This window comes from Rhizobium sp. LjRoot254 (assembly GCF_964254105.1).
Lineage (GTDB): Bacteria > Pseudomonadota > Alphaproteobacteria > Rhizobiales > Rhizobiaceae > Rhizobium_E.
This window is the reverse complement of the sequence record NZ_CAXUSM020000001.1, coordinates 5,037,566-5,061,091: the sequence shown is the minus strand read 5'-3', so window position 1 is coordinate 5,061,091 and position 23,526 is coordinate 5,037,566. Positions and strand designations below refer to the sequence as shown.

23 protein-coding genes are annotated in these 23,526 nt (G+C 59.7%); 10 read left to right on the top strand and 13 right to left on the bottom strand.

Annotation, left to right across the window (positions count from 1 at the left end):
• Positions 1–16: 16 nt before the first annotated feature.
• Together ACSQ26_RS24955 and htpX are read right to left on the bottom strand one after the other, a co-directional pair.
• Entirely contained in the window at positions 17–1,399 is a 1,383-nt protein-coding gene (locus tag ACSQ26_RS24955; protein WP_436013724.1) for an RsmB/NOP family class I SAM-dependent RNA methyltransferase, read from the bottom strand.
• Positions 1,396–2,433 (bottom strand): zinc metalloprotease HtpX, encoded by a 1,038-nt coding sequence (gene htpX / locus ACSQ26_RS24950; protein ID WP_436013722.1) that lies wholly within the window; start codon positions 2,431–2,433, stop codon positions 1,396–1,398. The genes ACSQ26_RS24955 and htpX overlap by 4 nt, the downstream gene beginning before the upstream one ends.
• Before the next feature lie 104 nt (positions 2,434–2,537).
• Here htpX and ACSQ26_RS24945 point away from each other — a divergent pair, with 104 nt between their 5' ends.
• The 3 genes from ACSQ26_RS24945 (at position 2,538) to ACSQ26_RS24935 (ending at position 3,558) form a co-directional block, all read left to right on the top strand.
• Positions 2,538–2,747 (top strand): DUF1674 domain-containing protein, encoded by a 210-nt coding sequence (locus ACSQ26_RS24945; protein WP_436013720.1) that lies wholly within the window; start codon positions 2,538–2,540, stop codon positions 2,745–2,747.
• Positions 2,748–2,802: 55 nt separating this feature from the next.
• Entirely contained in the window at positions 2,803–3,252 is a 450-nt protein-coding gene (locus ACSQ26_RS24940) for a thermonuclease family protein (protein ID WP_436013718.1), read from the top strand.
• A gap of 63 nt (positions 3,253–3,315) precedes the next feature.
• Positions 3,316–3,558, top strand: a complete 243-nt coding sequence (locus ACSQ26_RS24935; RefSeq protein WP_436013716.1) for an excalibur calcium-binding domain-containing protein — start codon at positions 3,316–3,318, stop codon at positions 3,556–3,558.
• 51 nt (positions 3,559–3,609) lie between these two features.
• On the opposite strand, the gene acs is transcribed toward ACSQ26_RS24935, so the two are convergent.
• Entirely contained in the window at positions 3,610–5,562 is a 1,953-nt protein-coding gene (acs, locus tag ACSQ26_RS24930; protein WP_436013714.1) for an acetate--CoA ligase, read from the bottom strand.
• Positions 5,563–5,794: 232 nt separating this feature from the next.
• On the opposite strand from acs, the gene ACSQ26_RS24925 reads away from it, so the two are divergent.
• Positions 5,795–6,487 (top strand): DUF1013 domain-containing protein, encoded by a 693-nt coding sequence (locus ACSQ26_RS24925; protein WP_436013712.1) that lies wholly within the window; start codon positions 5,795–5,797, stop codon positions 6,485–6,487.
• Positions 6,488–6,574: 87 nt separating this feature from the next.
• Here ACSQ26_RS24925 and ACSQ26_RS24920 read toward each other — a convergent pair whose 3' ends face one another.
• The gene (locus ACSQ26_RS24920) at positions 6,575–6,961 is read right to left on the bottom strand and encodes an ectoine synthase (protein WP_436013710.1); all 387 of its coding nucleotides are present in this window, start codon (positions 6,959–6,961) and stop codon (positions 6,575–6,577) included.
• Positions 6,962–7,068: 107 nt separating this feature from the next.
• Between ACSQ26_RS24920 and ACSQ26_RS24915 the strand changes: the two genes are divergently transcribed.
• Both ACSQ26_RS24915 and ACSQ26_RS24910 read left to right on the top strand, forming a co-directional pair.
• Positions 7,069–7,956 (top strand): LysR substrate-binding domain-containing protein, encoded by an 888-nt coding sequence (locus ACSQ26_RS24915; protein ID WP_436013708.1) that lies wholly within the window; start codon positions 7,069–7,071, stop codon positions 7,954–7,956.
• 125 nt (positions 7,957–8,081) lie between these two features.
• Positions 8,082–8,462: a hypothetical protein gene (locus ACSQ26_RS24910; RefSeq protein WP_436013706.1), complete on the top strand. Its 381-nt coding sequence runs from the start codon at positions 8,082–8,084 to the stop codon at positions 8,460–8,462.
• On the opposite strand, the gene ACSQ26_RS24905 is transcribed toward ACSQ26_RS24910, so the two are convergent.
• The gene (locus ACSQ26_RS24905) at positions 8,454–9,113 is read right to left on the bottom strand and encodes a YggS family pyridoxal phosphate-dependent enzyme (protein ID WP_436013704.1); all 660 of its coding nucleotides are present in this window, start codon (positions 9,111–9,113) and stop codon (positions 8,454–8,456) included. The genes ACSQ26_RS24910 and ACSQ26_RS24905 overlap by 9 nt on opposite strands.
• Positions 9,114–9,244: 131 nt before the next feature.
• On the opposite strand from ACSQ26_RS24905, the gene leuS reads away from it, so the two are divergent.
• The 3 genes from leuS to holA are packed head-to-tail and all read left to right on the top strand — an operon-like array spanning position 9,245 to position 13,446.
• The gene (leuS, locus tag ACSQ26_RS24900) at positions 9,245–11,875 is read left to right on the top strand and encodes a leucine--tRNA ligase (RefSeq protein WP_436013702.1); all 2,631 of its coding nucleotides are present in this window, start codon (positions 9,245–9,247) and stop codon (positions 11,873–11,875) included.
• Positions 11,862–12,389 (top strand): LPS assembly lipoprotein LptE, encoded by a 528-nt coding sequence (gene lptE / locus ACSQ26_RS24895; RefSeq protein ID WP_436013700.1) that lies wholly within the window; start codon positions 11,862–11,864, stop codon positions 12,387–12,389. Before leuS ends, lptE begins: the two co-directional genes overlap by 14 nt.
• A gap of 10 nt (positions 12,390–12,399) precedes the next feature.
• A complete protein-coding gene (gene holA / locus ACSQ26_RS24890; RefSeq protein WP_436013698.1) occupies positions 12,400–13,446 on the top strand; it encodes a DNA polymerase III subunit delta in 1,047 nt (348 codons plus the stop codon).
• 20 nt (positions 13,447–13,466) lie between these two features.
• Here holA and ACSQ26_RS24885 read toward each other — a convergent pair whose 3' ends face one another.
• From ACSQ26_RS24885 to hemE, 8 genes are all read right to left on the bottom strand, one after another.
• Positions 13,467–14,348, bottom strand: a complete 882-nt coding sequence (locus ACSQ26_RS24885) for a ParB/RepB/Spo0J family partition protein (protein WP_436013696.1) — start codon at positions 14,346–14,348, stop codon at positions 13,467–13,469.
• Positions 14,349–14,383: 35 nt separating this feature from the next.
• Positions 14,384–15,178, bottom strand: a complete 795-nt coding sequence (locus ACSQ26_RS24880) for a ParA family protein (RefSeq protein ID WP_436013694.1) — start codon at positions 15,176–15,178, stop codon at positions 14,384–14,386.
• A gap of 13 nt (positions 15,179–15,191) precedes the next feature.
• Positions 15,192–15,839, bottom strand: coding sequence for a 16S rRNA (guanine(527)-N(7))-methyltransferase RsmG (locus ACSQ26_RS24875; RefSeq protein ID WP_436013692.1), 648 nt, complete (start codon positions 15,837–15,839; stop codon positions 15,192–15,194).
• Entirely contained in the window at positions 15,836–17,707 is a 1,872-nt protein-coding gene (gene mnmG / locus ACSQ26_RS24870; RefSeq protein ID WP_436013690.1) for a tRNA uridine-5-carboxymethylaminomethyl(34) synthesis enzyme MnmG, read from the bottom strand. Before mnmG ends, ACSQ26_RS24875 begins: the two co-directional genes overlap by 4 nt.
• Positions 17,708–17,785: 78 nt before the next feature.
• Entirely contained in the window at positions 17,786–19,111 is a 1,326-nt protein-coding gene (gene mnmE / locus ACSQ26_RS24865) for a tRNA uridine-5-carboxymethylaminomethyl(34) synthesis GTPase MnmE (protein WP_436013688.1), read from the bottom strand.
• Between the two features lie 167 nt (positions 19,112–19,278).
• On the bottom strand, positions 19,279–20,544 hold the full coding sequence (gene rho / locus ACSQ26_RS24860) for a transcription termination factor Rho (protein WP_258159222.1): 1,266 nt from the start codon (positions 20,542–20,544) through the stop codon (positions 19,279–19,281).
• A gap of 178 nt (positions 20,545–20,722) precedes the next feature.
• Complete coding sequence (gene hemJ / locus ACSQ26_RS24855) at positions 20,723–21,250, bottom strand: protoporphyrinogen oxidase HemJ (RefSeq protein WP_436013686.1); 528 nt, start codon at positions 21,248–21,250, stop codon at positions 20,723–20,725.
• Positions 21,247–22,287, bottom strand: coding sequence for a uroporphyrinogen decarboxylase (hemE, locus tag ACSQ26_RS24850; RefSeq protein ID WP_436013684.1), 1,041 nt, complete (start codon positions 22,285–22,287; stop codon positions 21,247–21,249). Before hemE ends, hemJ begins: the two co-directional genes overlap by 4 nt.
• A 401-nt stretch (positions 22,288–22,688) precedes the next feature.
• Between hemE and ACSQ26_RS24845 the strand changes: the two genes are divergently transcribed.
• On the top strand, positions 22,689–23,507 hold the full coding sequence (locus ACSQ26_RS24845; protein WP_436013682.1) for a pyruvate, water dikinase regulatory protein: 819 nt from the start codon (positions 22,689–22,691) through the stop codon (positions 23,505–23,507).
• Positions 23,508–23,526 lie beyond the last annotated feature (19 nt).

Sequence of the window (23,526 nt, the reverse complement as noted above, 5' to 3'; positions counted from 1 at the left end):
ACGGATGTACACCGATTCAGTTAGGCTTGCGGCGCAGGACCGAAGCGTAGAATCCGTCCATGCCGCCGAGCATGACAGGCGTCGTGCGGAAGTCGCCGACGGTGTCGATCGCCTCCTCCAGGCCCGGCCAGTCCTCCGGCCGAATCGGCATGCGCTCGGCATCCGGCACCTCCGCAAGGAAGGCCGCGACCAGTTCCTCGCCCTCAAGCGGATCAAGCGAACAGTTTGAAAAGACCAGGGTTCCGCCCGGCTTGACGAGACCGAAAGCGCTGCGCAGCAGCCGCGCCTGGACCGAGGCGAGCTTCTCGACATCGGCCATGTCCTTGGTCCAGTAGACATCGGGATGGCGGCGGATGGTGCCGGTCGATGAGCATGGTGCATCGAGAAGTACGGCATCGAAGAGTTCAGCGGGTTTCAAATCCTCAAGCTTGGCTTGCTGGAAATCGGCCTCGTAGCCCAACCGTGCGAGATTGCCCTTGAGGCGCTTCATCCGGTTGGCGGATTGCTCGACCGCAGTGACGTTACCGCCCTTCAGGATAAGCTGCGCCGTCTTGCCCCCAGGTGCGGCACAGAGATCGGCCACACGCTTGCCCATGAGATCACCCATCAGGCGAGCCGGAATCGCCGCAGCGGCATCCTGCACCCACCAGGCGCCGTCATCGAAGCCGGGGAGCGCCGTGACGGAGCCATCGAACGCATCGAGCCGCACCGTGCCGGTCGGCAGCACCGTGCCGCCGAGCTTGTCCGCCCAGCGCTTGGGGTCGTCCTTCACGGTCAGGTCCACGGGCGCCGGCGTCAGGCAGGCCTGCCCGATCGCATCGGCGGTGGCCTTGCCATAGACCTTCTCAAGCCGGGTCTGGAACCATGCGGGGAACACCGGTACCTCTGCGCTCACGGCAGCGAGCACCTCGTCCTTCTCGCGACCAAGCCGCCGCAACAATGCATTGACGAGATTGGCAAATCGGGCGGATCGTGGATCGAGACGCGCCTGTTCGACCGCGATATCGACGGCCGAATGATCGGGCACATCGAGAAACAGGATTTGCGCGGCAGCGACCGAAAGTATGTGGCGCAAGTTGCGTGCACCCTCCGGCAGCGGCTTGTCGAGGAAACTGTCGAAGATCGCATCGATCCAGGTCAGGTGCCTAAGGCAGGAATTCATGATCGCCTTGACCAGCGCCCTGTCCGCCGGCGTCAGCGCCCGATACGCCGGATTGCCGTGGTCGTCATCCAGCATGCCATCGAGCGAAGTCTTCTGGTCGATGACGGCCGAGAGAATCTTGACGGCAGCCGCGCGCGGCTGAAAGCCCGGCTTGTCCGAAAGCGGGCTGTGCTCACGCTTGGGTTTTACATGAGCGGATGGCTTGCGCGGCGCGCTACGCCTCGGGTCATAATTCAAGAATAGGGTCCTTCGGGCGGTTTGCGGTCGCCCCGGCCCCAGGTAATGTTGGGAACCGAGCTCGAACGCGGCTTCGGCTCCGCTTTAACAGGCTCGACCGGCTCGGTCGAGGGCCCCCACGGCCCCTGGCGCGTTTCACCATCCGGCTGCTGTGCGTCGCGCGCCTGCGGCTGCTGGCGTGGCGTCTGCCGCATGGCGTGAGCGAATTTCTCCAGCTCCGCGACGCGGTTGTCCGTAGCCGGATGCGTCGAGAAGAGATTGTCCATCCGCTCGCCGGACAGCGGGTTGATGATGAACATATGCGCGGTGGCCGGATTGCGCTCGGCATCGGCATTGGGAATGCGGTGCGCGGCCGCCTCGATCTTCCGGAGCGCCGAGGCGAGCCACAGCGGATTGCCGCAGATCTCGGCGCCGCGGCGGTCGGCGGCGTATTCACGAGTCCGGCTGATCGCCATCTGCACCAGCATCGCGGCGAAGGGCGCCACCACCATCGCCACAATCACGCCGACGAACCCGAACGGCCTGTCATTGTCGCGCGAACCACCCATGAAGAAGGCGAAATTGCCGAGCATCGAGATCGCACCGGCAATGGTCGCGGTGATCGTCATGGTCAGCGTGTCGCGATTTTCGATATGGGCAAGTTCGTGCGCCATCACGCCCGAAATTTCCTCGGGCGTCAGCCGCTGCAACAGGCCGGTCGACGCTGCGACGGCGGCATTTTCGGGATTGCGGCCGGTGGCGAAGGCATTGGGCTGGTCGGAATTGATCAGATAGACCTTCGGCATCGGCAACCCGGCTTTTTGGCTGAGGTCGTGGATCATCTCGAAGAATTCCGGCGCGTTCTTCGCATCGATCTGCTGCGCATCATAGGCGCGCAGCACCATGTCGCCGGAACTCCACCAGGAAAACACATTCATGCCTGCGGCGATCACCAATGCGATCAGCATACCGCCTTGTCCACCGATCAGGTAACCAACGCCCATAAAGAGCGCGGTGAGGAAGGCGAGAAGCATTGCCGTGCGAACGAAATTCATCCTTTTCTCCAATGTCCCGGGGCGATTACGCCATTGCGGGCTGTGATACTTGCCTTATAGAATGGGATTGGGGCGCTTTGAGTTCAATATTCATGGTTTAAGCGATGACAGGCAAGATACCGGAAGCGGCAAATGATTCGGCCCCGCTAGAGAAAAAGCTGAGCCCAGCGGCCCGACGCGCACTCGCCGAAGCGCAAGAACGCCGCAAGGCGCAAGCACAACCCGAAATGCCTCAGGAAGTCGGCGGACGCGGCGGCGCTGATCCCGCTCGCTTCGGTGATTGGGAAGTAAACGGCCGCGCTATCGATTTCTAGTTGTAAGAATATTTTCCGGTTGCGAATCGTAATATTCCGGAATATATTCCTTCTCATGATTTCACGCTACGTCCTTTCCGCTCTCCTGATCTTGCTGCCCATCGCGGCACCATCACTGGCGCGCGAAAATCCGGTGCGGAATATTGTCGAAGGGCCGGTCGAGGCCGAGCTCATCTCTGTCATCGATGGCGACACCCTGCTCGTCAATGCAAGACCTTGGCCGCAGCATTCGATCGCGGTGCTGGTCCGCATCCGGGGCATCGATGCACCGGAAATGAAATCGAAATGCAATACAGCCCGCCGCGCTGCCGAGCGGGCGAAGCAAGCCCTGTCGCATCTGGCGACCGGCAGAATCCGGCTAACCAATATCTCGGGCGACAAGTATTTTGGCCGGATCGTCGCCGATGTGACGGCGGAAGGAGACACCGACATCGGCGCCGCGATGATCGGCACTGGCCTCGCCCACATTTATGATGGCGGGCGCAAGGTGCCGGAGAACTGCTGATTGCGGCTGGTTGCTGGCTGACCTCCACAGGAGTCTGATAGTATCCGCTCCAGGGAGCAAATCGTGACACCGGTTATTTCTATTTTCGCCGCAATGGTGGTCTCTGTAATGCCTTTTGAAATGGGCAATCAGTTACTTCAACACGTGCGCGTCACCTGCAAGCAGGTGAGTTCCTGTGAGGAGGCAGTCCAAATCTGGTGCAATGGCTACCGCCGCGCCGATGGCGACAGCGACGGCATTCCCTGCGAGAACGTTTGCTATACGCTTGAGCAGGTCAATGACATACGTCAGCAGCAGGGCTGCTGAACGAGAATAGCCCGGCTTCCCCCGCCGGGCCTGCTCGATTTCGGGCGAAACTCAACCCTTCTTGTTCTGCCGGTTGGCAACCAAATCATCGACCACCGCTGGATCGGCCAGCGTCGATGTATCGCCCAGCGCACCGAAATCGTCCTCGGCGATCTTGCGCAGGATGCGGCGCATGATCTTGCCGGAGCGGGTCTTGGGCAGGCCCGGTGCGAACTGGATCTTGTCGGGCGAAGCGATAGGGCCGATCTCGGTGCGGACATGGCCGACCAGCGCCTTGCGCAATTCGTCGGACCCCTGCACGCCAGACATCAGCGTCACATAGCAATAGATGCCCTGGCCCTTGATGTCGTGCGGATAGCCGACGACGGCCGCCTCCGAGACATCGGCATGCGACACGAGCGCCGATTCGACCTCGGCCGTGCCGAGCCGGTGGCCGGAGACGTTGAGCACGTCATCGACGCGGCCGGTGATCCAGTAATAGCCGTCGGCATCGCGGCGGCAGCCGTCACCGGTGAAATATTTGCCCTTATAAGTGGCGAAATAGGTCTGGATGAAGCGTTCGTGGTCGCCATAGACCGTGCGCATCTGGCCGGGCCATGAATCGGTGATGCAGAGATTGCCGTCCGTGGCGCCGTCCAGCACCTTGCCTTCGCCATCAACGAGCTCAGGCTTGACGCCGAAGAACGGCCGCGTCGCCGAGCCGGCCTTGAGGTCGGTGGCACCCGGTAGCGGCGTGATCATGATGCCGCCGGTCTCGGTCTGCCACCAGGTATCGACGATCGGGCAGCGGTCGTCGCCGACCACGTGATAATACCATTCCCAGGCCTCGGGATTAATCGGCTCTCCGACCGAGCCCAGCAGCCGGAGCGAGGACCGCGACGAGCGCTTGACGAAATCGTCGCCGGCACCCATCAGCGCCCGGATCGCCGTCGGCGCTGTGTAGAAAATGTTGACCTTGTGCTTGTCGATCACCTCCCAGAACCGGCCCTGGTCGGGATAGTTCGGCACGCCTTCGAACATCAGCGTCGTGGCGCGATTGGCAAGCGGCCCATAGACGATATAGCTGTGGCCGGTCACCCAGCCCACGTCGGCCGTGCACCAGTAGATATCGCCCTCGTGATAATCGAAAACATATTGATGCGTCATCGAGGCATAGACGAGATAGCCGCCGGTCGTGTGCAGCACGCCCTTGGGCTTACCGGTCGAACCCGACGTATAGAGGATGAACAGCGGATCCTCGGCATTCATCGGCTCCGGCGCGCAGTCGGCGCTCACCTTGGCACATTCCTCATGATACCAGACGTCTCGGCCCGTTGACCAACCGGTCGCATTGCCGGTGCGACGCACGACGACGACATCCTTGACCGTGACACGGCCACGCGCGGCGATATCGATCGCCTTGTCGACATTGTTCTTGAGCGGAATGGGCTTTCCGCCGCGCAGGCCTTCGTCGGCGGTGATCACAAAGGTCGATTCGCAATCCACGATGCGGCCGCCCAGCGCATCCGGCGAAAAGCCGCCGAACACCACCGAATGCACGGCGCCGATGCGGGTGCAGGCCAGCATCGCATAGGCCGCTTCCGGGATCATCGGCATGTAGATGGTGACGCGATCGCCCTTCTTGACGCCGCGTTCCTTCATCACATTGGCGAGCCGGCAGACCTGCTCATGCACTTCGCGATAGGTGATCTTCCTGCTGAGCGACGGATCGTCGCCTTCCCAGATGATCGCCACCCGGTCGGCATGCTCCGCAAGGTGCCGGTCGATGCAATTCACGGAAACATTGGTCTCGCCATCCTCGAACCACTTGATCCGGACATCGCCTTCGAAGGACGTGTTCTTGACCTTGGTGAAGGGCTTGGACCAATCGATCCGCTTGCCATGCTCGGCCCAGAAAGCGTCGGGATTTTCGACGCTTTCCTTGTACCATTCCAGATAGGTTTCATTGTCGATGAGCGCCCGCGACTTCACGGACTCCAACACCGGATGGACCTTGACCTCCATGCATTCCTCCCATTGAAACGCGATATTTTCGCGCCTCTTACGCCAATTCGTGCTATATGAATAGCAGCAACATCGGTGTCGGCAATCCAACTTTGGTCAACAGAATAAAGTAGAAGATCAGAGAATTGCATTTCCGCGACACATCGGTTATAAGCCGCGCAAATTTCCCGGACATAGTGGAACACAACCACGGCCTGCGGCACCGGCGCGGACGTTCAAGAAGGATATTCTCATGGCACAGCAGCAGCTCCTCATGCCCAAGGCGACCGCCGTCTGGCTGGTGGACAACACGGCTTTGTCGTTCGACCAGATCGCCCAGTTCTGCAAGCTGCACCCGCTCGAGATCAAGGCGATCGCCGATGGCGAAGCGGCCCAGGGCATCAAGGGTCTCGACCCGATTTCGACCGGCCAGCTGTCTCGCGACGAGATCGCCCGCGCAGAAGCCGACCCGATGCGCAAGCTGAAGCTCTCCGAACCAAAAGTTCGCGTGCCGGAGTCCAAGCGCAAGGGACCGCGCTACACGCCTGTTTCCAAGCGCCAGGATCGCCCGAACGCCATTCTCTGGCTCGTGCGCAACCATCCGGAACTCAAGGACGCGCAGATTTCGCGCCTCGTCGGCACCACCAAGTCGACGATCCAGCAGATCCGCGACCGCCAGCACTGGAATTCGGCCAACCTGACCCCGATGGATCCCGTGACGTTGGGCCTCTGCTCGCAGATCGACCTCGACATGGAAATCGAGAAGGCCTCCAAGGGCCGGCCGTTCCAAACCGCCGAAGAGTCGGGCGCGACGCTCGAATCCGCCCGCGAGACCGAGCGCGCGCCCGTCGAGGAGACCGAGAAGGAGATCGACGCCGACGCCGTCTTCCGAAAACTCAAGTCGCTCACCGGCAACCGCGACGAGGAAGAAGAAGAGCGTTTCTAAGGCCTTCAAGTAATTTCATGAAAAGAGCCCGGGAAGTTCACCACTTTCCGGGCTTTTCAGTTTCTGGTCGTATGTTTCTTCTTATTCCTAGTAAGCCGACCCTTCGCCGGCATCCAACCTGTGCCGCTCGGTGCCCTTGAGCGGTGGATTGAAGACGCTGACCAGGATCAGGTCGCTGGCCTTGCCGCCGCGCAGATAGTGCTTGTCATGCTTGTCGAGCACATAGATATCGCCGGGCCTGATCGGCAGGACATTGCCCTGCATGTCCTCAACCTCGCCTTCGCCCTCAATGCAGTAACAGGCCTCCAGATGGTTGCGGTATTCGAGCACGGATTCGCTGCCCGCCCGCACCACCGTATGGCAAACGGTAAAGCCCATGCCATCCATCTCGGTCAGCATGCGATGGCTGGTGCCATTGCCCCACTCGACGAAGAAATCCGACTGCTCGACATCACCAAGGCTTCGCTTGAACAATTCTCTTCTCCAGAAAAATAACAGATTTACCGTGAGCACTATTTACTTCGCCGGACTGCTCGATGAAAACTGACGATACCTTACGAACCAGTTAGATTTTCTGACATATGAACCTGCCGCCCGCCAACGCCCTGCGCGCCTTCGAGGCCGCCGCCCGCCTGCTGAGCGTTTCTCGCGCCGGTGACGAGTTGAATGTCACGCATGCGGCGATTTCCCATCATATCCGGCATCTCGAGGAATGGTTCGGCACTAAACTGTTTCGCAAGGAGGGCCGCAATGTCATGCTCACCGATCATGGCGCCGCGCTGTCCACGACCCTGACCGACAGCTTCCGACAGATCGAGGCTGAGTGCCGCTCGATCCGGCGGGCGAGCTACCCGGCTGGCCTGACGATTGCCTGCATCCCCTCCATTGCAAGCCGTTGGCTAATACCATTGCTCGCCGATTTGCAGGCAGACCATGCCAACCTCGATCTTCGCGTCATCTATGCCAAGGCGAGCGACCGGCTGGCCGATTTCGACGCCGACGTGTTGATCACGCTGACAGCCGGCAACGAGGCTGGTACCACGAACCGCAAACTGTTCTCGCGCATCAACCGGCCGGTGGCGAGCCCACATTACCTCTCCAGGATGACCGGCGGCGAGCCGACGGATATCGCCCGCGCCAATCTTCTGCACGACGAGGACACCGCGAACTGGACGCTTTGGTTCGCGAAAGCAGGCGTTCTGCCCATGCCCGCCATGAAAGGCCCGATCTTCCAGGATTTCAATCTGCTCGCGACATCCGTCATCGCCGGCCACGGCGTCGCACTCTGCCCGGTCGAGGTCTTCGCCCGCGAAATCGCCGCAGGCGACGTCATCGTCCTCTCGGATATCGCCACGATGGAAGACGAGAGCTATTTCGTCGTGACGCAATCCCGCACGCGCAGCGAAGTCGGCGCTTTTGTCGATTGGTTCATCGCAAGCGTGCGAAGCTCGGCCAGCCAAGGTACTTAGCACTGGCAACGAGTAAATGCACCCAGCAAAGATGCAATTGATAATAGGTTAGGCAAATAAGTCGTTTGCCAAAGTCTACGCTGAAATATAGAATTGATCCGTTGTTCTTGCATGGGGGAGTTTTCATGAACACGCTTGCCAGAATCTGTTGGATCTCTTCGCCCGTCTACCTGCTCGTCGGCATGGTATTCGGTGTCTGGATGTCGGCCACGCAGGACCATACTTTGGCGCCGGCGCATGCCCATCTCAATCTCATCGGCGGGGTGCTGATGGCGATCTTCGGAGGCTTCTACACGCTGTTTCCGGGGGCGGCCCAGACCATGCTCGCCAAGATCCAGGTCGCGGCGACGCATGTTGCCGTCTGGTTCATGTTCCCGGGCATCATAATGGCGCTGACGGGCAGGAGCGACATACTCGCCAAGATCGGCTCGATCCTCGGCATCATCGCCATCGCGCTGTTCCTGATTCAAGCCGTGCGCGCTTCCTCGGCAAGCCGCTCAGCGTGATCCGAAAATCGCTGAACCGACCCTGACGCTTGTCGCGCCGAAGGCGATCGCCGTTTCGAAATCGCCGGACATGCCCATGGAGAGCCGCTCGACGCCGCTCTCCCGGGCGAGTTTGCGCAAGAGCGCGAAATGCGGCCCGGGATTTTCATCCGCCGGCGGTATGCACATCAGCCCCTCGACCGCCAGGCCAAGTTCATCCCGGCAGAGCGCGACGAACTTCGCCGTATCGTCGGGTGCGATGCCGGCCTTTTGCGGCTCGAGGCCGGTATTGACTTGCACGTAGAGCTTGAGTGGGCGCGCCTGCTTGTCCATCTCGGCTTTCACCGCGCGCGCGATCTTCTCCCGGTCGATCGTCTCGATCACGTCGAACAACTTGACTGCATCCGCTGCCTTGTTCGATTGCAGCGGCCCGATGAGATGCAGCTCGATGCCGGAAAACTCCGCCTTGAGCGCCGGCCATTTGCCCTCGGCTTCCTGCACCCGGTTTTCGCCATAAATCCGATGGCCGGCTTCAAGCACGGGCCGGATATCGTCGGCGCCAAAAGTCTTGGTGACGGCCACGAGTTCAGCGCCGCGATCGGTGCGACCCGCCTCGTTGGCAGCCTTCGCCGTCCGTGCCTTGATCTCTTCGAACCGCTCCAGAACCGTCATTTTCAAATCCTCTGTTCCGCCCCTGACTAGCGCATCGCGCGCCGATTGCAAGGCCCGGAAAGCTTGACGCGAGCACCCTTTCATGATGAAGGTCAGCCCCAAATTTCCGAGAATTCAGGTCGCAGAGTACAATGGCTACAGAACGTTACAACCCGCGCGAAGTCGAGCCGCGCTGGCAGAAACATTGGACCGAAAACAAGGTTTTCGAGACCGACAACAACGATCCGCGTGATAAATATTACGTGCTCGAAATGTTCCCCTATCCCTCGGGCCGCATCCATATGGGTCATGTGCGCAACTATGCGATGGGTGATGTCGTCGCCCGCTACAAGCGCGCGCGGGGCTTCAACGTACTGCATCCCATGGGCTGGGACGCGTTCGGCATGCCGGCGGAAAACGCCGCGATGAAGAACAAGATCCATCCCAAGACCTGGACATACGAGAACATCGCCTCCATGCGCAGCCAGCTGAAAAGCATGGGCCTGTCGCTCGATTGGTCGCGCGAATTCGCTACCTGCGACGTAGAATATTACCAGCGTCAGCAGCATCTGTTCCTCGACATGATGGAAAAGGGCCTGGTCTACCGCAAGAATTCCAAGGTCAACTGGGACCCGGAAGACATGACCGTGCTCGCCAACGAGCAGGTCATCGACGGCCGCGGCTGGCGCTCCGGCGCACTGGTCGAACAGCGCGAGCTGACCCAGTGGTTCTTCAAGATCACCGATTTCGCCCAGGACCTGCTGGATCAGCTCGATCACCTCGACCAGTGGCCGGAAAAGGTCCGGCTGATGCAGAAGAACTGGATCGGCCGCTCCGAGGGCCTGATCGTTCGCTGGAAGGTCGTCCCCGGCACTTCGCCGGCGAACGAACACGATCTCACCGTCTATACGACCCGGCCGGATACGATCTTCGGCGCCTCCTTCATGGCGATCTCGGCCGATCACCCAATGGCGAGAGCAGCCGCTGCGAGAGATTCTGCGATTGCCGAATTCTGCGACGAATGCCGCAGGCATGGCACCTCGCTGGCTGCAATGGAAACAGCCGAGAAGAAGGGCATAGACACGGGCGTCCGCGTCGTCCATCCCTTTGATCCCGCATGGGAAATCCCGGTCTATGTCGCCAATTTCGTGTTGATGGAATATGGCACCGGCGCGATCTTTGGCTGCCCGTCAGGCGATCAGCGCGACCTCGATTTCGCCAACAAGTATGGCCTGCCGGTCGTTCCCGTCGTGCTGCCGCCCGGCACTGATAAGAATGCTTTCAAGGTCACCGACGAAGCTTATATCGGCGAAGGCACGATGATCAATTCGCGCTTCCTCGACGGTATGGACACCGATACGGCGTTTGACGCCGTCGCCGAACGCCTGGCCGCCGCCGTGCTCGACGGCACGCCTCAAGGCGAGCGCAAGGTCAATTTCCGCCTGCGCGACTGGGGCATTTCCCGTCAGCGCTATTGGGGCTGCCCGATCCCGGTCATCCATTGCGAAGTCTGCGGTGTCGTTCCGGTCCCGAAGAAGGATCTGCCGGTCAAGCTGCCGGATGATGTGACCTTCGACCTGCCCGGCAACCCGCTCGACCGTCATCCGACATGGCGCCACGTCGGCTGCCCGCAATGCGGCAGGGATGCGCGTCGCGAAACCGACACGATGGATACGTTCGTCGATTCCTCCTGGTATTACACGCGCTTCACCGCGCCTTGGGAGAACGCGCCGACCGACCCCGCGGCCGCCGACGCCTGGCTGCCGGTCGATCAGTATATCGGCGGCATCGAGCACGCGATCCTGCATCTACTCTATTCCCGTTTCTTCACCCGTGCGATGCGGGCGACGGGTCATGTGGGTCTGGACGAGCCCTTCAAGGGCCTGTTCACCCAGGGCATGGTTGTACACGAGACCTATCGCCTCGGCGAGGGCCAGAACAGCGCCTGGATCGAACCGGCCGAGATCAAGATCGAGGAAGTCGACGGCAAGCGCCGCGCCTATATGCTGTCCTCCGGTGAGGAACTGGTGATCGGCTCTATCGAAAAGATGTCGAAGTCGAAGAAGAATGTTGTCGATCCTGACGATATCATCGGCTCCTATGGGGCCGATACGGCACGCTTTTTCGTGCTTTCCGATTCGCCGCCCGACCGCGACGTGATCTGGACGGAAGCTGGCGTCGAGGGCGCGCACCGCTTCGTACAGCGCGTCTGGCGTCTGGTTTCGGAAGCTGCCGACGTCCTGAAGACTTCCGAAGCTAAGCCGGCTAAAGATGGCGAAGCATTGGTTGTCTCCCAGACTGCCCACAAGACTTTGAAGGCCGTCCAGTCGGATTACGACCGTCTCGGCTTCAACAAGGCCGTTGCCCGCATCTATGAACTGGTCAACGCGCTCGCGACCCCCCTCGGTCAGGTTGCTGCCGGCAAGGCCGAACCGGCCACCGTCTCCGCATGCCGCGAGGCCGTCGAAATCCTGATCCGCCTCATTGCCCCGATGACGCCGCATCTCGCCGAAGAGTGCTGGAGGCTGCTCGGCTGCAAGGGCATCGTCGCAGAGGCCGCATGGCCGGTCTACGACGAGGCGCTGGTCGCCGAAAACGAGATCACCCTGCCGGTCCAGATCAACGGCAAGAAGCGCGCGGATTTGACAATTGCCCGCGATGCGGATCAAAGTCTGGTCGAGCGCGCGGTGCTCGAACTTGAGAGCGTACGCATTGCGCTAGACGGTAAAGTGCCGAAGAAGATCATCGTGGTTCCGCAAAGGATCGTGAATGTCGTTGTCTGACGTGAGAAATTTCGGGCTCGGCCGCTGGATCATGACCGCAGCCGGGCTGTCGGCGATGCTTTTTGCCGCCAGCTGCCAGGTCAAGCCACTCTACGCCACCAATTCGGATACCGCGGCAGCGCTTGCTTCGATCGATTTCTCTGAGGCCGACGACCGTGTCGAGCTCGAAGTCCGCAACAATCTCGTCTTCATGGCAGGCCGGGGTGCAGGCGAGCCGGTCAATCCCGAATATGACGTCGATTTCAACGTCACCACCCGCTATATCGGCGTTCTGCTCGATCTCGACACCGACCTGCCTCGCGCCGGTCGTGTCGAAGTGCGCGCCGATTTCACGCTGACTCGCCATGGAACGGGGGAAATCCTCAAGACAGGCAAGCGTCGCGCCGTGGCACTAGTCGATTACCCGAACCAGGAATTCGCCAAGATCCGCGCCACCCGTGATGCCGAGAACCGCGCTGCACGTGAACTTGCCGAGTTGATGCGCGCCGATATCGCGAGCTGGCTCGGCCGGTAAGGGGCGGGCGATGGCGGAGATCAAGGCGCACGAATTCGACCAGTTCGTCAAACGGCGGGCGAAGGAATATCGCATATTCCTGATCTATGGCCCTGATCGGGGTCTGGTTTCCGAGCGCGCCGGCGAGCTGGCTAAAATGACCGGCGTCGATACATCAGACGCCTTCTCCTTCATGCGGCTCGAAGCCTCCGATATCAATGCCGACCCGGGCCGGCTCTACGACGAAGCCAACTCGACCGGCCTGTTCGGCGGCGAAAAACTCATATGGATCAAGGGTGCCGGCGCGGACAAGAACTTGTCGGACGCGCTCTCTGGCATCTCCCAGAATCCACCGGATAATGCCTGGATCATAATAGAGGCCGGAGACCTGAAAAAGGGCGCCAATCTCCGCAAAGCGGCCGAAGGTGCCTCGGCCGCAATCGCCATTCCTTGCTATGCGGATGATGTCAAGGCATTGAATTCATTGATCGATGAAGAACTAGCCGCATCCGGCTTGCGGATCACTGCCAATGCCCGTTCGCTGCTGCTCGACAGTCTCGGCGGCGACCGCATCGCGTCCCGCAACGAGATCCGCAAGCTGGCACTCTACGCCCAAGGCGACGGCACGATCGAAGAGCAGCACATTCTCGATATCGTCGGCGATGCCAGTGCGATATCCGCCGATGATGCTGTGGATGCGATCCTCAAGGGCGATCTGCCTGATTTCCTGCATGCTGTGCAGAAGGTCGTGGCCTCCAAGACCGCTGTGTTTCTCGTGCTGCAGGTCTGCCTGCGCCAGTTTCAGATGCTGGATCTCATGCGGGCCGAGATGGATGAGAGACGCGTCAGCGCCCAGGATGCATTGAACATCCACGGCCGCCACCTTCATTTCCGCCGCAAGCCGGTGATCGAGAGCGCGTTGCGCAACTGGAACGCCGCAGCCGTCTCGACCGAGATGAACCGCCTCCAGGCAGCGATCCTGCAGAGCCGTCAACGCTCCAGTCTTGAGGACACGATCGCGATGCAGACATTGCTCGCGACGACGCTCATTGCAGCACGTGGTCGTTCAAGAGGCTGATCGTTCCGTAGGTGAATCGATTACCGGCGCTCGAGCAGCCGGCAGATTTCTTCCAGTTGTTCCAATGACTTATAGGAAATCATTAGCTTGCCGCCCGTCCCCTTGTGGTTGACGGTGACGCTGAGACCGAGGCTATCCGAGAGCGTGCGCTCCAGAGCTAGCGTATCGGGATCTTTCTCGGCGGATTTCGTCTCGAGTATCGGATTGCTTTGCGCCCTGATATTGTTCTGCGCTAGGCGCTCCGCATCGCGGACGGACATCCCCTTGGCGACGATCGTCCGCGCCAGGCCGAGTGGATCGCTTGTCGGGATCAAGGCCCTTGCATGGCCGGCAGACAGCGTGCCGGCGAATAGCATATCGCGCACCAAGTCGGGAAGCTTGAGCAGGCGCAGGCTGTTGGCGACATGCGAGCGGCTCTTGCCGATGATCTCGCCGAGGTCGTTCTGCGTATAGCCGTGCTCGGCGATCAATTGCTCGTAGCCAAGCGCTTCTTCGACGGGATTGAGATCGGCGCGCTGGACATTTTCCACAATTGCAAGTTCGAGCGCAGTGCGATCGTCAACTTCTCGTATGATAACAGGAATTTCGTTCAGCCCAGCGAGCTGGGCCGCCCGCCAACGACGCTCGCCGGCAATGATTTCGAATCGGCCATCTGCGACGGAACGCACGACGACCGGCTGCACGATCCCATGCTGACGGATCGAGGAGGCCAGATCCTGCAGATCCTCCTCGGCGAAATGCTTGCGCGGATTTCTCGGATTGCGGACGACCAGATCGATCGCCACCTTGCGATCGGCACTGATGCTCGGCCTGCTCGCCATCTCAGACATCGGCTGGTCCATCTCGCCAATCAATGCAGCCAAGCCGCGTCCAAGTCGGCGCTTTGAGGGATCGTCGTTCATCTGCCTATTCCAAACTCGTTTCGCCTAAGAATCGATTATGCTGCGCGGCTCTGCCGCTCGCGCTGGATCACCTCGGATGCGAGCTGCAGATATGCCTGGCTGCCAGCGCATTTCAGATCGTAGAGAATGGCCGGCTTGCCATAGGACGGCGCTTCTGAAACCCGCACGTTCCGGGGTATAAGTGTTTGATAAACTTTGCTTCCCAGATGCTGGCGCACATCAGACACCACCTGCTGGGCGAGGTTGTTGCGCGAGTCAAACATCGTCAGCACGATGCCTTGGATATCAAGGGCCGGATTGACCGTCCGGCGCACTTGATCGACAGTCTCCAAGAGCTGGCTCAAGCCTTCAAGTGCAAAGAACTCGCATTGTAACGGAACCAGAACGGATTGCGCCGCCGCCAGTGCGTTCATGGTCAGGAGATTGAAGGATGGCGGGCAGTCGATCAGGATATAGTCATAGACGTTGGCATCCGAGTGCTGCAATGCCTTCTTCATCTTGAAAACGCGGTCATTCTCGTGACCGATCTCCATCTCAACGCCAAGCAGGTCCATGGTGGATGCGGCGATCGACAGATTGGGCACCACAGTCGGCATCGCGACTTCAGCCACGGTGTTATTGCCAACGAGAAGGTCATAGGTGGAAAGCTTGCGATCCTTGCGATCGATGCCAAGACCGGTCGAGGCGTTGCCCTGTGGATCGAGATCGATGATCAGTACCCGCTCGCCGATGGCCGCCAGCGCAGTAGCCAGGTTGATTGCGGTGGTTGTCTTGCCAACGCCGCCCTTTTGATTGGCGATCGTTATGATGCGGTATTTCGGCTTGTTCATTGATTTGCCCGAGCTAGCCTTTAAGGGGTCGGATGCCGTCAATTTCGAGGATGACGGAGTCTTTCTCGATAACACTGTCGTGTATTACCAGATCATAATGCCATCGCCTACGCGAATTATCGATCTCGCTCTGGTAATCCCGGCCTTTATGCAGATAGGCCTTCAGTTTGTCGTTCCTCTCCGCCCAGGGATTGATCAGGCCGAGCAGTCCATCCAGGTCGGCAAGCGCACGCGCGGAAACATAATCCACAGCTGGTACAACATCCATGGCGGCTTCAATGCGTAGCGCATGGACACTGCCCCGTGCACCGGTCTCGGCAAGCGCCGTACGCAGGAATGCCGCCTTTTTGTTATTGCTTTCAACCAGATGAACCCAGCCGGCGCCTTGTTGCGCCAGCAGGATAGCGGTGATGACGCCAGGAAAGCCGCCACCGCTGCCAAGATCCAGCCAAGTACCCGGCGCTGGCTGCAACTGAAATATCTGCGCTGAATCAGCAATATGACGATCCCAGAGATCGCTCAAAGTCGAAGGCGCCACCAGATTGATGGCTTTTGCCCATTTTGAAAAAAGCGTTGCAAAGTGATCAAGCCGCTCTGCTGTTTCACGTGAAACAGCCTTGCCGTTCAGCCCGCGGCCAAGACTCGTCCCTGTTGCACTCATCCGGCGAGGCTCTGTTCATCCATATGGCGCCGCACCGCAAGTAGCAATAACGAGACCGCTGCCGGGGTCATGCCCTCAAGACGTGAGGCTTGTGCAATGCTGGCTGGCTTGGCGCGTGTGAGCTTCTGCTTCAATTCGATCGAGAGGCCAGGCAGCAACGTATAATCCAGGGACGTGGGGATAAGTTTGGTCTCCTCGCGGCGAACCTCGGCGATATCGGCGTCCTGGCGGTCCATGTAGACGGCGTAGGATGCTTCAATATCAAGTGCCTCAGCGGTACGACGGCTGACATTGCCCAGTTCGGGCCAGATTCGTGCCATCGTGTCGAAATCATGGGCGGGATGTGATATGAGCTCATAAGCCGAGCGGCGCTTGCCATCCAGATTGATATTGAGTCCAAATTCCCGTGCTTCGTTTGGTGTCAGGGATCTCTCGCCAAGTTCATTCCGGTACCGATCCATCTCCGCTGTCCAGATAGAGAACTTGGCTTCCCGCTCTCGCCCAACGATCCCGAATTCCATCCCTATCGGTGTCAGACGTTGATCGGCGTTATCGGCGCGCAGTGAAAGGCGATATTCCGCCCTCGACGTGAACATGCGATATGGTTCAACAACGCCGCGTGAGGTGAGATCGTCGATCATCACGCCGATATAGGAATTCGTCCGGCTGAAGATAGCAGACTCCGAGCCACCGGCAGCGCGCGCGGCATTCAGTCCAGCCACAAGACCTTGAGCGCCGGCCTCTTCATAGCCCGTTGTGCCGTTTATTTGCCCGGCTAGATACAGTCCCGAAAGTTTCCTGGCCTCGAGGGAGAGGTGCAGTTCGCGGGGATCGACGTGGTCATATTCGATTGCGTAACCGGGTTGAAGTATCGTCACATTCTCCAGTCCAGAGATGGTCTTGATAAAGGCCTCCTGGACATCTTCCGGGAGCGAAGTGGAAATGCCGTTGGGATAGACGGTATTGTCATCAAGGCCTTCAGGCTCCAGAAAAATCTGATGCCCGTCGCGTTCCCCGAACTTGACGATCTTGTCCTCAATCGACGGGCAATAGCGCGGGCCAACGCCCTCGATCTGGCCCGAATACATCGCGGACTGGCCGATATTGTCGGATATGATCTTGTGGGTGGCCGGCGTCGTACGGGTCACCCCACACTCGATTTGAGGATTTGCGATTGTGTCAGTCATGAAAGAGAACGGAATCGGATTCTCATCGGCGCCCTGGCGGCCGACTGCGTTCCAATCAATGGTTCGCGAATCCAGCCTCGCCGGCGTTCCGGTCTTGAGCCGGCCCAGTGCTAGACCGGCGCGCATCAGAGTTCCGGAAAGTCCGACGGACGGCGCTTCACCCACACGGCCAGCCGGGATTTTCCTGTTGCCTATATGAATCAAACCTTTGAGGAAGGTGCCAGTGGTCAGAACCACGGCTGCGCAGGACAGTTCGCGCCCGTCCGCCATCACAATGCCCGAGATCGTTCCGGATACGACTCGAAGATCAAGAACATCGCCTTCGACGACAGTCAGATTCTCGTGGTTCAGGATCTCGCGCTGCATCGCTTCGCGGTAGAGCTTCCGGTCAGCCTGCGTCCGCGGTCCACGAACGGCTGGGCCTTTGCGCCGATTGAGCATTCGGAATTGTATTCCTGCAGCGTCAGCAACACGACCCATCAGACCATCGAGCGCATCAATCTCGCGAACCAGATGACCTTTCCCCAAGCCACCAATCGCCGGATTGCAGGACATAACGCCGATCGTCGCCTGCTTATGCGTGATCAGCGCTGTTTTCGCGCCAAAGCGAGCGGATGCGGATGCGGCTTCACAGCCGGCATGCCCTCCACCGATGACGATCACATCAAAATCTCTAGCCATAGCGACACCAACTATTGCGCAAGCGAATCCACTGCCACTTGTTGTTTCACGTGAAACACGAGACTCGCTCTGCGCGCATTATTTTCCAATACAGAACTCCGCGAAGATCACGCCCAGTAAATCTTCGACATCGACGGTGCCCGTAATCTTCCCGAGACTATGCGATGCGCGGCGCAAGAGTTCCGCTCGAAGTTCTAGTGGCAAGTCCTTTGAAAAGACCGTTTCCTCAATCTTTTCAATAGATTCACGAAGATTTGAGACCTGTCGTGCCCGTACCGGCGCCAGTGCAAGACCGCTCGTGGTCCGGGTCGATATTTCGCTGGCGATTCGTTTCGTAAGTGAATCGAATCCCTCGCCCGTCTTGGTCGACAGCCACAATCTGGAATCACCGTCGCTCGGGTCGTGTTCTACCAGATCGGACTTCGTGAGTACATATAGAACCGCCGGACCATCCGGCGACACTGGGAAGTCCGATGGATCCAAACAGTCCTTCAATGCCAGGACAAGGTCGGCCTCGTCCATGGACTTCAGCGCCCGGCGCACGCCTTCGCGCTCGACCTCGTCATCGGTCTCGCGCAGGCCGGCCGTATCCATCACATGCACTAGGAAGCCGTCGATATTGAGATCGACCCCGATAATGTCACGCGTTGTGCCGGCGACGCTGGTGACAATCGCCACGTCGCGCTTCGCCAAAGCGTTCAGCAAGCTCGACTTGCCTGCGTTCGGTCGCCCGGCAATGACGATCCTGAAGCCGTCACGGATGATCTCGGCTGCCCGCTTGCCCGAGAGATGGGCGCGCATGTCACGAGCGATGGCCTCAAGCTCCGGCCACAGCCTGTCACTCATCGCGCCCGGAACGTCATCCTCTTCGGGGAAATCCAGTTCGGCCTCGATGAGCGCCCGAATCCGCGTCAGCCTTTCAGCCCAGCCCATATAGAGCTTGGAAAGCGCGCCGCTCGATTGTTCGAGCGCCAGCCGCCGCTGCATTTCGGTCTCGGCTGAAATCAGATCGGCAAGACCCTCGATCTCCACGAGATCCAGCTTGCCATTGTCGAACGCCCGCCGCGAAAATTCGCCGGGTTCCGCGTGACGCAGCCCCTCGAAGCCCGAGAGTTCATCGAGCAGCGCATCGACCACGGCGCGGCCGCCATGCAGTTGGAATTCGATGCAATCCTCGCCGGTGAAGGAATTTGGCGCCGGGAAATGCAGCACCAACCCTTTGTCTATCGGCTCACCGTTCCGCCGCCGAATCCATCGGAGCGTCGCATGGCGCGGTTCGATCGCGCCACCGCAAAGGGCGTCAACGACAGCAGCACAGCGCGAGCCGCTGACGCGCACCACCGCGACGCCGGATGGAAGCGCACCGGATGACAGGGCATAGACGGTGTCACGCGATAGCGCCATGATGTCTTCGGCTGTTGAAGGGATGAGTTCTGCCGGAAGGCAGCGATTTTGCAGGCCCATAGCCCAATTTCATCGTATTCACAAGCCAAAGCGGCCAGACACGAAAAGGCGCCACGTCCTAAACGCAGCGCCCTTGAGCTGAATCCGGCTAAGAATCCGGCGAAATATCAGGTGTTCATCGAATCGAAGAAATCGCCATTGGTCTTTGTCTGCTTGAGCTTGTCGATGAGGAATTCGATAGCGTCGGTCGTGCCCATCGGCCCCAGGATGCGGCGGAGCACGAAGACCTTCTGCAGGTCCTGGCGCGGCACGAGCAGTTCTTCCTTGCGGGTGCCGGATTTGAGAATGTCCATCGACGGAAAGATGCGCTTGTCGGCGACCTTGCGGTCGAGCACGATTTCCGAATTTCCGGTACCCTTGAATTCTTCGAAGATCACTTCGTCCATGCGGCTACCGGTATCGATCAGCGCGGTGGCGATGATGGTCAACGAGCCGCCTTCCTCGATATTGCGGGCGGCGCCGAAGAAGCGCTTCGGGCGTTGCAACGCATTCGCGTCGACACCACCGGTCAGAACCTTGCCTGACGAAGGCACCACGGTGTTGTAGGCACGGCCCAGGCGGGTGATCGAATCGAGCAGGATGACAACGTCGCGTCCGTGCTCGACAAGCCGCTTGGCCTTCTCGATCACCATTTCAGCGACCTGGACGTGGCGCACGGCCGGTTCGTCGAAGGTCGAGGAGACGACCTCGCCGCGCACCGAGCGTTGCATGTCGGTGACTTCCTCCGGCCGCTCGTCGATCAGCAGCACGATAAGATAGCATTCCGGATGATTGGCGGTAATCGAATGGGCGATGTTCTGCAGCAGCACCGTCTTGCCGGTGCGCGGCGGCGCCACGATCAGGCCGCGCTGACCCTTGCCGATCGGCGCCACCAGGTCGATGACGCGGGGCGACATGTCCTTGGAGGTCGGCACTTCGAGTTCCATCTTGAAGCGCTCGTTGGGATAGAGCGGCGTCAGGTTGTCGAAATGCACCTTGTGGCGGATCTTTTCGGGATCCTCGAAATTGATCGTGTTGACTTTGAGCAGCGCGAAGTAGCGCTCGCCTTCCTTGGGTCCGCGGATCGGACCCTCGACCGTGTCACCAGTCTTCAGCGAGAAGCGGCGGATCTGGGAGGGCGAGATGTAGATATCGTCGGGACCGGGCAGGTAATTCGCATTGGCTGAACGCAGGAAGCCGAAACCGTCCTGCAGAAGCTCGACGACACCTTCACCGATGATCTCGACTTCCTGAGCCGCGAGGTTCTTCAGGATCGCGAACATCAGCTCCTGCTTGCGCATGACGCTGGCATTCTCGACGCCGACTGATTCGGCGAAGGCGAGTAGATCGGTGGGAGTCTTGTTCTTAAGTTCTTGAAGCTTCATTTCAGCCATGAAGTTAAACCACTGGAAGGGAAGGGATCGGAAAAGCGGACGGGGAAGTCGGCAGGGAAAGCATGCGCGGGAGAAGGATGGCACGCTACAATGCTTGGGGAAGCAGGCTTAAACTAGCGCTTCAAATTCCGCACTGCAAGAGCGCTGTGCCAGAAACGACGGGCTTTGGCAAGATATATCAGAATGGCTTCAACACGGCCATCAGCACGATGAGGATCATCAGTAGCGCCGGCACCTCGTTCATGATCCGCCAGTGCCTGATATTCCGCGGCCTCTCGTCGCGACTGAATGCCTTCACCGCGCGGCCGTAATAGACATGCATACCCGTCATCGCGATCACGCCGAGAAATTTCACATGCAGCCAGCCGGCCGAGAACCACATTCCCTGCCAGGCGATGAACAGCCCGAATATCCAGGCCATCATCATCGCGGGGTTCATGATGATCCGGTAGAGCCGGCTTTCCATCGTCTTGAACAGTTCGGAGCTTTCCGAACCAACCGCCACATCAGAATGGTAGATGAACAGCCGCGGCAGGTAGAAAAGCCCCGCCATCCAGGCGATCACGGCCATGATGTGGAAGGCCTTGAACCAGAGATAGCTATCGTCGGACAGGGTGTAGATCAGCACCGCCACCAGGATGAACACCCCGAGCGCGATGCCGGCCCTCAGCCCGCTCCTCGCTCCGGCCTGTACGCTGCCGCTCAACCTGCTGCCTCATAGCTGCGAACGCGTGAAATCAGCCGTTCGACATTGGCGGGATCGGCTTCGGGGGTGATGCCATGCCCCAGATTGAAGATCAGTGGCCCATTGCCGAGCTTGTCCAGGATCCGGTCGATCGCCGCATCCAGATCCACCCCACCGCTGATCATCTTGAGCGGATCGAGATTGCCCTGCACGGCACCTTCCTTCTGCAGCTCGGCCGCGAAATCCAGCGGCACCGTCCAGTCGAGACCGATCGCATCGGCATCCGTACCGGCCCGGTAGTGCTTGAGATTATAGCCAGCCCCCTTGGCGAAGGCGATGATCTTCGCACCCGGCCGGGCGGCACGCACCATGTCGACGATCCGCCGCACGGGCTTGACCGCATATTCGGCGAATTCGTGGTCGGGGAGAATCCCAGCCCAGCTGTCGAATATCTGCACCGCATCGGCGCCGGCATCGAGCTGGGCGACGAGATAGGCGGCCGAGGCTTCCGCGATATCGCCGAGCAGCTTCTCGAAAGCAACCGGATGGCGATAGGCGAAGAGCCGGGCGGGCGCCTGGTCCGGGGTCCCGTGGCCGGCGATCATGTAGGTGGCGATCGTCCAGGGCGCACCGCAGAAGCCGAGCAGCGTCGTCTCATCGGGCAGTTCGTCCCGCAGCCGCCGAACCGTCTCGAATACCGGCGCGAGGCGCGCTTCGATATCCGGCATATGCAGCCGGTTGATACCATGCTCATCGATTGGATCGAGCAACGGTCCTTCGCCTTCTACAAAGCGGACATTGCGATCGAAGGCATCGGGAATGACCAGGATATCCGAGAACAGGATCGCCGCATCGAAGCCGAAGCGCCTTATCGGCTGCATCGTCACTTCGACCGCGAGATCCGGCGTGTAACAGAGATCGAGAAAACCTTTCGCCGTCGCCCGCACCTGCCTGTATTCGGGCAGATAGCGTCCAGCCTGGCGCATCAGCCAGATTGGAGGCGGTGTGACCGTGTGCCCTTCGAGCACCTCGATGATCTTGCGTTTTGCGGTTCCCACAGGCGTCCTTAAATAAATTAATTCCTTATAAGAGAGTTTCTATTTCTTAAGAGTCGGTGAGTTTCAAGGATTAAAGTGTCGCGTCGGGTTATCCAGAGTCCGTGCACCGGTTTTGTCAGTGGGGACAATAATTGAGCACCGCCGGCCGAATGGCGGGGAGAGGCATGATTCGGCGATTGGAATCAATGCGATGGACGATACAAGGAATCGCCGTCGGCTGTGGACAAGCTGTGGGCGGACACGGAAAGGTAACACTTCCTTAAGGTTCTCCACATCGCTGTTTTCAGGTTATCCTTTTGTGCTAAGGCTGTGGAGAAATCGGCCCTTTTCCCCGGCGGTCGGTAACCCCTCCCCGAGCATGCGGGGATTTCCACAGTCATCAACAGGGCCTCTCGAAAAGCTTGGAAAACCGCAAAAACTTCTTTCATCTTCACCTCATATCTGACTCGACGGGAGAGACTCTCATCGCCGCCGGCCGGGCTGCCGCGTCACAGTTTGCCGATTCGCACGCGGTCGAGCATGTCTATCCGCTGGTCCGGAACCGCAAGCAGGTCGCCGATGTCCTGGCCGAGATCGATCATGCGCCGGGCATCGTGCTGCACACGGTCATCGACCAGGAAATCGCAGCTGTCATCGATGAGGCCTGCAATGCCATGGGCGTGCCCTGCGTCTCGGTCATCGAACCGGTGCTGCAGATCTTCCAGTCCTACCTCGGTGCGCCATCCAGGCGCCGGGTCGGTGCCCAGCACGAGCTGAATGCCGGTTATTTCGCCCGCATCGAGGCGCTCAATTTCACCATGGATCACGACGACGGGTTGCTGCCGCATAATGTAGATGAGGCCGATGTCGTCCTGCTCGGCATATCCAGGACGTCGAAGACGCCGACGGCCATCTATCTCGCCAATCGCGGCATCAAGACGGCCAATGTACCGATTGTCACCGGCATGGCTTTGCCCGAGAAACTCTATTCGGCAAGCAAGCCGCTCATCGTCTGCCTGATCGCCTCGATCGACCATATCTCCCAAGTACGGCATAACCGCGTGCTCGGCTCGACGACCGGCTATCAGGATACCTATACGGACCGCGCGGCGATCGCCGAGGAGATCAAATATGCCAAGCAGCTTTGCGCGCGGCACAACTGGCCGGTGATCGACGTCACGCGAAAGTCGATCGAGGAGACGGCGGCGGCCATCGTTGCCCTGCGCGTCAAACAGCGATAGTGGATGCGCGGGCAAAAAT